Source organism: Streptomyces sp. NPDC045021 (assembly GCF_056432645.1).
This window is the reverse complement of sequence record NZ_JBWKIQ010000021.1, coordinates 1-13,297: the sequence shown is the minus strand read 5'-3', so window position 1 is coordinate 13,297 and position 13,297 is coordinate 1. Positions and strand designations below refer to the sequence as shown.

The following is a 13,297-nucleotide window of genomic DNA, read 5'->3' as shown; positions in this document are numbered from 1 at the left end:
GCGTCTTCCCGTGCGAAAGGAACGCAGCATGGACATGGCTACCACGGCCATCCCCGCCCAGCACGGGAAAAGTGCTGCCCCCGGCACGCTCCTGCAGCGCCTCTTCCGTCCCCGGCTGGACCCGTACTGGCTGGCCGGCGCGCTCTTCATCGCGTACGCCACCCTGTCGGTCTGCCGGTTCCGGCGGATGGCGACGATGTCCTGGGACCTCGGGATCTTCGAGCAGGCGATCAAGTCCTACGCGCACTTCCAGGCGCCGGTCGCCGATCTCAAGGGCCCCGGGACCAACATCCTCGGCGATCACTTCAGCCCCATCACCGCGCTGGTCGCGCCCTTCTACCGGGTCTTCCCCACGCCGGTCACCCTCCTCGTGGTGCAGGCCGTCCTCTTCGCGCTCTCCGTCGTCCCCGTCACCCGGGTCGCCGCGCACTTCCTCGGCCGCGGCCGGGGGCTGTCCGTCGGTGTCGCCTACGGGCTGTCGTGGGGTGTGCAGCGGGCCATCGAGTTCGACTTCCACGAGATCGCCTTCGCCATGCCGATGCTCGCCTTCTCCCTGGAGGCCGTGCTGCACAAGCGGTGGAAGACGGCGATGTGGTGGGCGCTGCCGCTGATCCTCGTCAAGGAGGACATGGGCGCGACCCTCGCCGCCATCGGCGTGGTCGTGCTGCTGCGGACCCGGCGCGAGGATCCGCGGACCGCCTCGTACGCGATCTGGCTCATCGGCTTCGGTATCGCCTTCGCCGCCATCGCGTTCGGCGTCCTCATCCCCGCCTTCAACAACAGCGGCGGCTACGACTACTGGAACAAGCTCGGCGGGAGCGGCGCGCCCGTCGCCGGCACCATCCCGCCGGACACCGCGCTGCGCACCCTGTTGTGGATCCTGCTGCCGACCAGCGGGCTCCTCGCGCTGCGCTCACCGCTGCTGATCGCCGCCCTGCCCACCATCGGCTGGCGCTTCATCTCCCACGACGACCACTACTGGGGCCTGGAGTGGCACTACAGCGCCGTGCTGATGCCCGTCGTCTTCCTCGCCCTCGTCGACGCCGTCCACGAGTCGCGCAACAGCCCGCGGGGCTGGCTGCGCTCCTACGCCTCGCAGTTGCCCGCCGCGGTGGCGGCCGCGGCCCTGGCGCTGTCCACCACGCTCCCGCTGGCGGATCTCACGCACACCGCCACGTATCAGCCCGGCGCGCACGTCAGGGCCGTCGAGAAGCTGCTCCGGCAGATCCCGGACGGTGCGAGCGTCGAGGCCAACGTCGGACCGATCAGCAGGCTCGTCAACCGCTGCACCGTCTACTGGGTCGGCGGGGCAAAGAACGTCGTTCCCGACTACATCGCCATCGACAACGGTGACGGCTGGGTCCCCGACCCGGTCGACTACGCCCACCAGCTCCACCCCTCGGCGACGTACACCCAGATCGCCAACAGCGAGGGCTACGTCATCCTGCGTCGCGGCTAGGTGCTGTCGAAGCGGGGGTGAGAGCGGGCTCCTGGGTCGGGGCCGGCTGCTCGCGGTTCAGCAGGATCCGCCGGGAGAGCAGATACGTCACGGGGATCGCGGCGGCCGCGGCGATCAGCGGCGCGGGCCTCTCGCCCACTCCGCACCACTCCACCAGGACGTACATGCCCACCGAGGTGACGATGAAGTTCGTCAGGTTGGTCAGCGGGAAGAGCAGGAACTTCCGCCAGGTCGGCCGGGTCCGGTAGGTGAAGTAGGTGTTGAGGAAGAACGAGCCGGTCATGCTCAGCACGAACGCCACGACATACGCCGGGTAGTAGGGCATCCAGCGGTGCAGGACCAGGTAACAGCCGTAGAACGTACCGGTGTTCACCACGCCCACCAGTCCGAAGCGCACCACCTGCAGGAGACGCACGGGCATCAGCGACGGCCCTCCGCTGCGCGGGCCGGCCGCTCCGACAGCAGGGCGGCACCGGTGGCGGGTGCGCTGTCCGGGCCGCCGAAGGTGGAGGGCGGCACGTTGGTCTCCTTGACGAGGAAGTGCGGCCGCCGCTTGGACTCGTAGTAGATGCGGCCGATGTACTCGCCCATCAGCCCCAGCATCATCATCTGCAGCCCGCCGAGCCCGACGATGGCGACGATCAGTGTCACATAGCCGGGCGCGGTCACCCCACCGACCACCGCGGCCACCGTGACCCAGGCGGCGTACACGCCGGCCAGACCGGCCAGCGCCAGGCCGAGATGGATTCCCATCCGCAGCGGACGGTTGTTGAAGGAGATCAGCCCGTCGATCCCGTAGTTGAGCAGCGCCCCGAACCGCCACTTCGTCTCGCCCGCGGCGCGGGCGGCGTTGCGGTAGTCGAAGGTGACCGTGTCGAAGCCGATCCAGGAGAAGAGCCCCTTGGAGAAGCGGTTGTACTCCGGCATCGACAGCAGCGCGTCGACGGCCCGACGGGAGAGCAGCCGGAAGTCACCGACCCCGTCGGTCAGTTCGACATCGACCCACTTGTTGACCATCCGGTAGTACAGCCGGCTCACCGTGCTGCGGACGAACTTGTCGCCCTCCCTGGTACGGCGCGCTATCACCTGGTCGTGGCCACGGCTGAACAGCTCCAGCATCCGCACGATCAGCTCCGGCGGGTGCTGCAGATCGGCGTCCATCAGCACGACGGCGTCGCCGGTGGCCTCGCGGAGCCCGGCGAGCATGCCGGCCTCCTTGCCGAAGTTCCGGCTGAACGAGACGTACCGGGTGCTGCCCACGTGCTTCTCGGCCAGGCTCCGCAACCGTTCCAGCGTCGCGTCCGAGCTGCCGTCGTCCACGTAGCAGAGCTCGTAGTCGACGGGGAGAAGGTCCAGGGTCTCCCGGATCGTCGCGTCGAAAAGCTCTACACCGGATTCCTCGTTGTAACAGGGAACGACAACGGACAGGCGCATGGATTCACTTTCCGTGGGATACACGGAAATGCTGCCCGCGGTACACGACCCCCGCGCGGCCGCCGCGCAAGGGCCACATGACGGCGATCTGAACGCCACATGACTCACGGCGCGGCGGCGCCGGTTGTGTATCGGTTACCCGTCGGAGACCCGTCGGTCGTGTCTCAACGCCGTCCGGTCGCGCGGTGGATCAGTTGTCGAGAATCGTGGTCAGGAACTCCGACGTCCACAGCAGGAGTTCGCGTCCGATGACGGGCGTGCCGCCGATCTTGGCGGTGGTCGGGCGCGGTACGAGGACCTGACGGGTCGCGTTCTTCATGACCGTGCGCGGGTAGAGCCGGTTCAGCCGCAGTTCCTGCGACTCGCGCAGCTCGACGGGACCGAACCGGACGTTGCTGCCCGCCAGGGTGATGTCGGAGACCCCGACCTTGCGGGCGAGCAGCCGCAGCCCGGCCACCAGCAGCAGGTTCTCCACCGGCTCCGGCAGCTTGCCGTACCGGTCGGTGAGCTCCTCGCGAACCGCCGCGATGTCGTCGTGGCTGTTGGCCGCGGCGATGGCGCGGTACGCCTGCAGGCGCAGCCGCTCCCCCGGCGCGTAGTCGTGCGGGACATGCGCGTCCACCGGAAGTTCGATCTTGACGTCGAGCAGGGTCTCGTCGGGCTCGCCGCCGTCCTCCAGCGCCGAGCGGTAGTCGGCGACCGCCTCGCCGACCATCCGGATGTAGAGGTCGAAGCCGACGCCCGCGATGTGCCCGGACTGCTCGCCGCCGAGCAGGTTGCCCGCGCCGCGGATCTCCAGGTCCTTCATCGCGACGTACATGCCCGCGCCCATCTCGGTGTGCTGCGCGATCGTCGCGAGCCGCTCGTGCGCGGTCTCGGTCAGCGGCTTCTCCGGCGGGTACAGGAAGTAGGCGTAGCCGCGCTCGCGCGAGCGGCCGACGCGGCCGCGCAGCTGGTGCAGCTGCGAAAGACCGAAGTTGTCGCCGCGCTCCACGATGAGGGTGTTCGCGTTGGAGATGTCGATGCCGGACTCGACGATCGTCGTGGAGACCAGCACGTCGAAGCGTTTCTCCCAGAAGTCGACGACGACCTGCTCCAGCGCGCTCTCGCCCATCTGCCCGTGCGCGGTGGCGATCCGCGCCTCCGGCACGATCTCGCGCAGCCGCGCCGCCGCCCGGTCGATCGACTCGACCCGGTTGTGGATGTAGAAGACCTGGCCCTCGCGCAGCAGTTCACGCCGGACCGCGGCGCCGATCTGCTTCTCCTCGTACGGCCCGACGAAGGTCAGCACCGGGTGCCGCTCCTCCGGCGGGGTGGTGATCGTCGACATCTCGCGGATGCCGGTGACCGCCATCTCCAGGGTGCGGGGAATGGGGGTGGCGGACATCGTCAGCACGTCCACGTTGGCGCGCAGCTTCTTCAGCTGCTCCTTGTGCTCGACGCCGAACCGCTGCTCCTCGTCGACGATGACCAGGCCAAGGTCCTTGAACTTCGTCTCGGACGAGAAGAGCCGGTGCGTGCCGATGACGACATCGACCGAGCCGTCGCGCAACCCCTCCAGCACGGCCTTCGCCTCGCTGTCGGACTGGAAGCGCGACAGCGCCTTCACCACGACGGGGAACTGCGCGTACCGCTCGGAGAAGGTCGTGAAGTGCTGCTGCACCAGCAGCGTGGTCGGGACCAGGACCGCGACCTGCTTGCTGTCCTGGACCGCCTTGAAGGCGGCGCGGACCGCGATCTCGGTCTTGCCGTAGCCGACGTCGCCGCAGATCAGCCGGTCCATCGGGACCGACTTCTCCATGTCCTCCTTGACCTCGGCGATGGTGGTCAGCTGGTCGGGCGTCTCCACGTACGGGAAGGCGTCCTCCAGCTCGCGCTGCCAGGGGGTGTCGGGCCCGAAGGTGTAACCGGGGGCCGCCATCCGCGCCGAGTAGAGCTTGATCAGGTCGGCGGCGATCTCCTTGACCGCCTTCTTCGCGCGCGCCTTGGTCTTCGTCCAGTCGGCGCCGCCGAGCCGGTGCAGCGTCGGGGCCTCGCCGCCGACGTACTTGGTGATCTGCTCCAGCTGGTCGGTCGGCACGAAGAGCCGGTCGCCGGGCTGCCCCTTCTTCGCGGGCGCGTACTCGACCAGCAGGTACTCCCGGGTGGCGCCCTGGACGGTGCGCTGCACCATCTCGACGTACCGGCCCACGCCGTGCTGCTCGTGCACGATGTAGTCGCCGGGCTGCAGGGTGAGCGGGTCGATGGTCTTGCGGCGCCGCGACGGCATCCGCCCCATGTCCTTGGTGGAGGACTTCTGCCCGGTGAGGTCGGACTCGGTCAGCACGGCCAGCTTGAGCGCCGCGTCGATGAAGCCGTGCTCGATCGAACCGGTCGCGACATGGACGACGGACGGCTCCAGGTCGGCCAGGTCCATGTCCAGGCGGGCGGCGATGCCCTCGCCGCCCAGCACCTCCACGATGCGGGCAGCCGGGCCGTGGCCCTCGGTGACGTAGACCGTGCGCCAGCCGTCGGCCAGCCAGCCCTTGGTGTCGGCGAGCGCGCGAGCGGTGTCCCCCCGGTACAGCTCGGGCGCGTGCATGCCCAGCTGCAGGGTGTCGTTGTCCAGCTCGGCATCGGCGGCGAACGGGCTGATCGACCACCAGGGCGTGCCCAGCTCGCGGGCGTGGTCGCGCACATCGGCGATCGACCAGAGCGAGGCCGCGCCCAGGTCGACCGGCGCCACCCCGCCGCCGGCGGAGGCCGCCCAGGACGCCTCCAGGAACTCCTGTGACGTGGCGACCAGGTCGGAGGCGCGCGTCCTGACCCGCTCCGGGTCGCAGACGACCGTCATGCTCCCGGCCGGCAGCACGTCCAGCAGCAGCTCCATGTCGTCCACCAGGACCGGAGCCAGCGATTCCATGCCCTCGACGGCGATACCCTCGGCGATCTTGTCGAGCAGTTCGTTCAGCTCAGGGTGCTGGATCGCCAGCTCGGCCGCGCGCGCCCGCACCTCGTCGGTGAGCAGCAGCTCCCGGCACGGCGGCGCCCACAGCCCGTGCTCGGCGATCTCCAGCGACCGCTGGTCGGCGACCTTGAAGTACCGGATCTCCTCGACGTCGTCGCCCCAGAACTCCACGCGCAGCGGGTGTTCCTCGGTCGGCGGGAAGACATCGAGGATCCCGCCGCGCACCGCGAACTCGCCGCGCTTCTCCACCAGCTCCACGCGGGCGTAGGCGGCGGCCGCGAGCCCGTCCACGACCTCGCCGAGATCGGCGCTCTGCCCGCTGCGCAGCGACACGGGCTCCAGTTCGCCCAGCCCCTTGACCTGCGGCTGCAGCACGGAACGGATCGGCGCGACGACGATCTTCACGGGCCCGGCCGTCGGGTCGTCCGCCCGCGGGTGCGCGAGCCTGCGCAGCACGGCGAGCCGCCGGCCGACGGTGTCCGAGCGCGGCGACAGCCGCTCGTGCGGCAGCGTCTCCCACGCCGGGTACTCCACGACGGAGTCCGGCGGCAGCAACGAGCGCAGCGCCGCCACCAGGTCCTCGGTCTCCCGGCCGGTGGCGGTCACCGCCAGGACCGTGCGGCCGGTGCGGGCGGCGAGCGCCGCCAGCACGAGCGGCCGGGCGGCGGGCGGTCCCACCAGGTCGACGTACGGGCGATTGCCGTCGCTGCCGGCCTTGACCGCTTCGGCGAGGGCCGGATCGTTCACGACGACGCCGAGCAGACCGTTCAGACTCATGAAGGGGTTTCCGTCCCAGGGCTGGACAACGCGAACGACCCGACACGTCAAAACGGGCCGGGGTTCCTCCAGCGTACGCCCACCCGTCGCCCGACCACCGCCCCTGTTTGAAGCGCTACGCGCCGCCCCTTTTGTTGCCGACACTCGCCGCACGCTCATCAACGAAGGACAACAAACGGCGGCCCCGGAACGCGGGGGGTTGCGTTCCGGGGCCGCCTCGTAGGCAGTGGGGAGACTGCCTAGTCGGAGGCGATGGCGTTGAGCACGTTCATCCGGCCCGCCCGGAAGGCGGGGACCAGCGCGGCCACCAGGCCGACGAGGGCCGATCCGAAGAAGACGATGATGATCGTCCCCCACGGGATGTCCAGGACTCCGAAGCCCACCGTGGCCATCAGCCGCTGCGCCGAGATGCCCCAGCCCATGCCCAGGCCGAGACCGACCAGGGCGCCGAAGAGGGCGATGACCACGGACTCCAGCCGGACCATCCGCCGCAGCTGGCGCCGCGACATTCCGATCGCCCGCATCAGGCCGATCTCACGGGTCCGCTCGACGACCGACAGGGCCAGCGTGTTCACGACGCCGAGGATGGCGACGACGATCGCGAGGCCGAGCAGGCCGTAGATCATGTAGAGCAGCTGGTTGACCTGGCTCTTGATGAGGTCCTTGTAGTCGGTCTGGTCCCGGACGGTGAGCTGCGGGTAGTCCTTGACCGCTGCCTTGAGGGAAGCGGCCGCCTCACCGGCCTGGCCGTCGACGGCCTTGGCGAACATGATCTCGTTGGGCGGGAACTTGTCGGCCGGCAGGAACCGCTTCGCCGTGGCGATGTTCGTGTACATCGCGCCCTTGTCGAACGTGGTGTCGTCCGACGTGATCGCGGCGACCTTCAGCTTCGCGGTCTCGCCGCCGATGAAGGCGACGGTCAGCTCGCTGCCGATCTTGATGCCGTGGTCCTTGGCGAAGCCTTCGTTGACCGACATCGAGTTGTCGCCGTAGGCGTCGGACAGCTTGCCCTGGACGGCCTCGACGCGCAGGTCCTGCGCGTAGGTGGGGCTGGCGGCCGTCAACTGCTTGGTGGAGACCTTGCCGTCCGGGGTCGTCAGCTTGGCGTTGGTGCCCGTGTAGTCGGTGACGTGCTCCAGGTGACCGGCCGAGTGGATGGCCTTGGCCAGCGCGGGGCTGAGCGGCTGCTGGTTGTCGGTCTGCAGGATGAAGTCCGCGCCGACCGACTTGTCGAGCTGATCGGTGGCCGAGGCCACCATCGAGGTGCCGACCACGGACAGTCCGGCGACCAGCGCGAGGCCGATCATCAGCGCCGAGGCGGTGGCGCCGGTACGACGCGGGTTGCGCAGCGCGTTGCGCTCCGCGAGTCGGCCGACCGGACCGAAGAACCGCAGCGAGACGGTGCTGAGGGCGCGGACGAGCACACCGGCCAGCAGCGGGCCGACGATCACGAAGCCGATCAGCGTGAGGAGCACGCCGAAGCCGAGGAACGAGGAGCCCTGGGACGCCTTGTCCGCCTTGCCTGCCGCGACCAGGGCGGCGGCGCCGGCCAGGGCCATCAGCACACCGATGGTGGCGCGGACCTTGCCGGCCTTGCCGTCCGCCGGAGTTCCGGCGTCCCGCATGGCGGCCATCGGCGAGATCTTGCCGGCCCGCCGGGCGGGCAGCAGGGCGGCCAGCACCGTGACGATGACGCCGATCGCGAGCCCGATGACCGGGGTGGTGGCCTTGATGGTCAGCTCGGAGGTGTCCAGGTGCATGCCGAGCTTGCCCATGAGCTTCATCAGCAGGATGGCGAGTCCGATGCCGCCGCCGATGCCGAGTACCGAGCCGAGGACGCCGAGCATCAGCGCCTCGAAGAGCACGGACCGGTTGATCTGCTTGCGGCTGGAGCCGATGGCCCGCATCAGGCCGATCTCGCGGGTCCGCTGGGCGACCAGCATCGAGAAGGTGTTGATGATGAGGAAGATGCCGACGATCACCGAGATGAAGGCGAAGCCGAGCATGATGTACTTCATCGGGTTCAGGAACGAACCGATGTCGTCCTTGGCCTCGGCGTTGGCCTCGGCGGCCGTCTGGATCTTGTAGCCGGCGCCGACCGCGGCCGTGACGTCCTTCTTCAGCTGCTCGTCGCTGACGCCGCTCTTGGCGGTCAGGCCGAAGTTCGTGTACGCGTCCGTGGTGCCGAGCAGTTTGCTCTGCGCGGTCGGGGTGTCGAGGTAGACGAGCGCGGCACCGGGGTTGGTGGTCTTGAAGGTCGCGATGCCGACGATCCGGGTGGTGAAGTCACCGGGGGTGGCGATGACCCGGAGCGAGTCGCCGATCTTCAGGTCCTTCTTGGCGGCGGTGTCGGCATCGATCAACGATTCGGTCGGGCCGCGCGGCGCGTGGCCGGAGGTGAGCTCCACCGACTTCTTGCTGTCGCGCTCGTCCCAGTTGATGGCGATGGTGGGCGCACCGGTCTTGGAGCCGACGTTCTCGTTCTTGCTGTTGACGACGGTGATCTTGTCGCTGACCACCTGCGTCTCGACCTGCTGCACCCCGGGGGTCTGCTGCAGCTTCGCCAGCAGCGAGGACGGTACGGTCTCCGGCTTGCCGGTGTCCTGGGCGTCGTCGACCTTCTTGGCGCTGACCGAGACGTCCGACGCCGTGGAGGCGAAGAGCTTGTCGAAGGTCGCGGTCATGGTGTCGGTGAAGACGAGCGTGCCGCAGACGAACGCCACCGAAAGGAGCACGGCGACGGCGCTGAGCACCATCCGGCCCTTGTGCGCGACAAAGTTGCGCATCGATGTCTTGAAGACGGTCACGACACCCTCCCACGGGCGTCGAAGGACTTCATGCGCTCGAGAACGGAGTCGGCCGTCGGGTTCGCCATGTCGTCGACGATGCGGCCGTCGGCCAGGTAGATGACGCGGTCCGCGTACGAGGCGGCGACCGGGTCGTGGGTCACGATGACGATCGTCTGGCCGAGCTCGTCGACCGAGCGGCGCAGGAAGCCCAGCACCTCGGCGCCAGCGCGCGAGTCCAGGTTTCCGGTCGGCTCGTCACCGAAGATGATCTCGGGGCGGGCGGCGAGGGCGCGGGCGACCGCGACGCGCTGCTGCTGGCCACCGGAGAGCTGGTTCGGGCGGTGCTTGAGACGCCCGGCCAGGCCGACGGTCTCGATGACGCGGTTCAGCCACTCGCGGTCGGGCTTGCGGCCCGCGATGTCCATCGGCAGCGTGATGTTCTCCACCGCGTTGAGCGTCGGGAGCAGGTTGAACGCCTGGAAGATGAAGCCGATCTGGTCACGGCGGAGCTGGGTGAGCTTCTTGTCCTTCAGCTTGGTGATCTCCGTGTCACCGACCCAGATCTGTCCGCTGGTGACCGTGTCCAGACCCGCCAGGCAGTGCATCAGGGTCGACTTGCCGGAACCGGACGGGCCCATGATCGCGGTGAAACCGCTGCGGGCGATGTCCACGTCCACCGCGTCCAGCGCGACCACGCGCGTGTCCTCGGTGGTGCCGTACGACTTGGTGACCTGACGTGCACGGGCGGCAACAGCCGAACGCTCTCCGCTGCCCCCGGACTTGGGAATCGTTACAGCCGTTGTCACTGCTATCTCCTGAAATCTCGTGTGTTTCGTCGGGCTCCTGCGGAACCTGGTGGTCCCTGTCCCGCGTTATCAGAGTGCTGGTCAGCCTGGGGTCGTGGCGATGGGGCAGGTCTCCGTCTTGCTGGTGGGGTTAGCCCCACCACGTCCCACTGATGACCTTAAGGAGCACCGGGCCCTCCGAACGTCCTCCGTCAGTACGAACATCGCGTAGGCGGAAGTGAGTACTTTCCCCTAAGGGTCGCCGACTTCCGTACCGTCGCGACCTCGGGGTCGATCCTGCGCCCTCACGTCGCGTGAGGTGCAAGACCCTTCTCCTGCCTGCGGCGATGCCCCCGATACCGACTGTCGCCACCCTGGTCCGGCATGGAATGGTGCGGTGTACACACACTGCGGTGGACGCCAGGGGAGGGAGCCGCCGTGAGCGGTCCTGTGGAACGTACGGCCCGGTCATCGGCTGCGTCGGAACCTGCCCGCCCGCCCCGGCGCGGTCGGGTCGTCGCTGCGCTCATGCTCGCCATGGCGCTCGCCGCGATGGACTCCACGATCATCTCGACGGCCGTCCCGCAGATCGTCGGCGACCTCGGCGGCCTGTCGGTGTTCTCCTGGCTCTTCTCCGGCTACCTGCTCGCGGTGACGGTGACGCTGCCCGTGTACGGCAAGCTCGCCGACACCTTCGGCCGCAAGCCGGTGCTCCTGGTGGGCATCGCGCTCTTCCTGCTCGGCTCGCTGCTGTGCGCGGGAGCCTGGGACATGGCGAGCCTGATCGCCTTCCGCATCGTCCAGGGGCTGGGCGGCGGTGCGATACAGGGCACCGTGCAGACCGTGGCCGCCGATCTGTACGGGCTGAAGGAGCGCGGCCGCATCCAGGCGGCGCTCTCCACCGTGTGGGCGGCGTCCGCCATCGCGGGACCGCTGGCCGGCGGCTTCCTCGCCGGGTACGGCGACTGGCGCTGGATCTTCCTCATCAACCTGCCGGTGGGCGCGGCAGCCCTCGTCCTCATCCTGCGCCATCTGCACGAGAACATCGCCCGCACCCGCCACCGCATCGACTGGCCCGGTGCGGTCGCGCTCTTCCTCGCCGGTGGGCTGCTGCTCTTCGCCCTCGTCCAGGGCGGCATCGCATGGTCCTGGCTGTCCTGGCAGTCCCTCACCCTGTTCGCCGCCAGCGCCGTCTGCACCGCCGTCACGGTGGTGATCGAACGGCGCGCCGCCGAGCCGATCATCCCGGGCTGGGTCTGGCGGCGGCGCGTGATCGTCTCCGTGAACCTGGCGCTCGGCGCGCTCGGGCTGCTCATGATCGCGCCGACGGTCTTCCTGCCGACGTACGCCCAGACCGTCCTCGGGCTCGGGCCGGTCGCCGCCGGGTTCGTGCTGTCCGTGATGACGCTGAGCTGGCCGCTGTCGGCCGCCCTGAGCAGCCGCGTCTATCTGCGGATCGGCTTCCGCAACAGCGCCGTCATCGGCATGAGTTGCGCCACCGCGATCCTCGCCGCGTTCCCGCTGCTGCCCTACGGCGGGCCGGCCTGGCAGCCCGCGCTCATGATGCTGCTGCTCGGCGGCGCGCTCGGGCTCTTCCAACTGCCGCTGATCGTCGGCGTGCAGTCCACGGTGGGGTGGGCGGAGCGGGCCACGACGACCTCGTCGGTGCTCTTCTGCCGCCAGGTCGGGCAGAGCGTGGGCGCGGCCGTCTTCGGCGCAGTCGCCAACCACACGCTGGTCGCCCGGCTCGGCGCGGCGCCCGCTTCGCTCACGCCGCCGGGCGGGGCGGCCGAGCCGGTGCGGCGCGCGGTGGCGGCGGCGGTCGACCATGTCTACGTGGGGGCCGCAGCGGCGGCCGGGGCGGCCGTGCTGGTCCTGTTGTTCGTCGCCCCGCGCCGCTTCCCCGTCCTGACGGACGGCGACTGACGTCCATCCGCTCCGCTACTCCGGGGCCGGGCCCGGTTCCGGGACCGAGGGATCGTCGTCGGGCAGGGGGCGGCCGGTGAGGGCCGCGAGGCTGCTGCGGACGTGGGCGAGGTGGGCGCGGATCTCCTCGCGGCGCTCCTCGTGCTCGCGCAGCTCCCGCTCGCTCTCGCGCCGGATGCGTTCCTCCCGCATCCGGGCCTCGGCCAGCAGGGCTCCCGCGCGGGCTTCGGCGTCCTCCTGCCCGCGCCGTGCGTACTCCTCGGCCTCGGCGCGCGCCGCCCGCGCGTCCTCAAGACGGCGTTCGGCGTATCCGGCCAGCTCGCCGATCCGGCTGTCGACGCCGGCCTCGCGCTCGGCCATCTCGTGCTCCAGGGCGTCCAGCCGCTCGCGCTGTTCCTTGTCGAGGTCGGTGAGGGTGCGCGTGGTGTCCTGCCGGGTGGCCTCCAGGGCCTGTTCGGCCTCGCCGCGTACCCGGGCGGCCTCGGTCCGCACCTCGTCGAGGATCTCGCCGGCGCGCCCGCGGGCCTCGTCGAGCACCCGGGCGGCCTGGTCCTCCGCGATGGCGCGCCGCTCGGCGGCGGCGGCCCTGGCCTCGTCCTGGAGGGCGCGGCGGGCGGTCTCCGCGGCGTCGTGGGCGTACTGGATCTCGTTCTCGGCGCGTTCTCTGACGGCCGCGGCCTCGTCCTGGACGAGGCGCAGCAGTTCCTGCGCGCCCTCGCCGAGCGCCTGGTAACTCTCCGGTCCGAGCGCGTCGACGTGTTCGCGCAGCGCTGCGGCCTCGGTGTCCATCTCGTTCGCGAGGACGGTGAGCCGGGCGGCCCGTTCCCAGGCCGCGTCGCGATCCTCGGACAGTTCCTCGAGGAAGCGTTCGACCTGTTCCACCCGGTAGCCGCGCCCGCGAACGGTGTCGAAGCCGTGAGGTGTTGCCGTGCTGCTCATGCGCTGCCCCTCGCCGTCCTTCCGAACCGTGCCTTGTTATCCATTTTTGTCTATATGTCCGAATTGTGTATACCGCGACACTCCGACCTACCCCTACCCAACCCATCGCCCGTACATAGCGCGGCGGGGGGGGGGGGGGGGGGGGGGGGCCCGCCCGCCGCGGGGGGGGGGGGGCCCCCCGCCCCCCGGGGGCCCCCCCCCCCGCGCCCCAAAACGCGGACCCGACAGGCCCCCCCCCGTG

8 protein-coding genes are annotated in these 13,297 nt (G+C 69.9%); 2 read left to right on the top strand and 6 right to left on the bottom strand.

Annotation, left to right across the window (positions count from 1 at the left end):
* Window positions 1–28 precede the first annotated feature (28 nt).
* On the top strand, window positions 29–1,459 hold the full coding sequence (locus AC07DC_RS38675; RefSeq protein ID WP_478919473.1) for a DUF2079 domain-containing protein: 1,431 nt from the start codon (window positions 29–31) through the stop codon (window positions 1,457–1,459).
* Here AC07DC_RS38675 and AC07DC_RS38670 read toward each other — a convergent pair.
* From AC07DC_RS38670 to AC07DC_RS38650, 5 genes are all read right to left on the bottom strand, one after another.
* Window positions 1,440–1,880, bottom strand: a complete 441-nt coding sequence (locus tag AC07DC_RS38670) for a GtrA family protein (protein WP_478919471.1) — start codon at window positions 1,878–1,880, stop codon at window positions 1,440–1,442. The two genes, AC07DC_RS38675 and AC07DC_RS38670, sit on opposite strands and share 20 nt — an antisense overlap.
* Window positions 1,880–2,893, bottom strand: a complete 1,014-nt coding sequence (locus AC07DC_RS38665; protein ID WP_478919470.1) for a glycosyltransferase family 2 protein — start codon at window positions 2,891–2,893, stop codon at window positions 1,880–1,882. Before AC07DC_RS38665 ends, AC07DC_RS38670 begins: the two co-directional genes overlap by 1 nt.
* Before the next feature lie 190 nt (window positions 2,894–3,083).
* On the bottom strand, window positions 3,084–6,617 hold the full coding sequence (mfd, locus tag AC07DC_RS38660) for a transcription-repair coupling factor (RefSeq protein WP_478919469.1): 3,534 nt from the start codon (window positions 6,615–6,617) through the stop codon (window positions 3,084–3,086).
* A gap of 239 nt (window positions 6,618–6,856) precedes the next feature.
* The gene (locus AC07DC_RS38655) at window positions 6,857–9,424 is read right to left on the bottom strand and encodes an ABC transporter permease (protein ID WP_478919467.1); all 2,568 of its coding nucleotides are present in this window, start codon (window positions 9,422–9,424) and stop codon (window positions 6,857–6,859) included.
* Entirely contained in the window at window positions 9,421–10,212 is a 792-nt protein-coding gene (locus tag AC07DC_RS38650) for an ABC transporter ATP-binding protein (protein ID WP_478919465.1), read from the bottom strand. The genes AC07DC_RS38655 and AC07DC_RS38650 overlap by 4 nt, the downstream gene beginning before the upstream one ends.
* A 363-nt stretch (window positions 10,213–10,575) precedes the next feature.
* Here AC07DC_RS38650 and AC07DC_RS38645 point away from each other — a divergent pair, with 363 nt between their 5' ends.
* Window positions 10,576–12,117: an MFS transporter gene (locus AC07DC_RS38645; RefSeq protein WP_478919463.1), complete on the top strand. Its 1,542-nt coding sequence runs from the start codon at window positions 10,576–10,578 to the stop codon at window positions 12,115–12,117.
* Between the two features lie 15 nt (window positions 12,118–12,132).
* On the opposite strand, the gene AC07DC_RS38640 is transcribed toward AC07DC_RS38645, so the two are convergent.
* Window positions 12,133–13,056: a cellulose-binding protein gene (locus AC07DC_RS38640; RefSeq protein WP_478919462.1), complete on the bottom strand. Its 924-nt coding sequence runs from the start codon at window positions 13,054–13,056 to the stop codon at window positions 12,133–12,135.
* Between the last annotated feature and the right edge of the window lie 241 nt (window positions 13,057–13,297).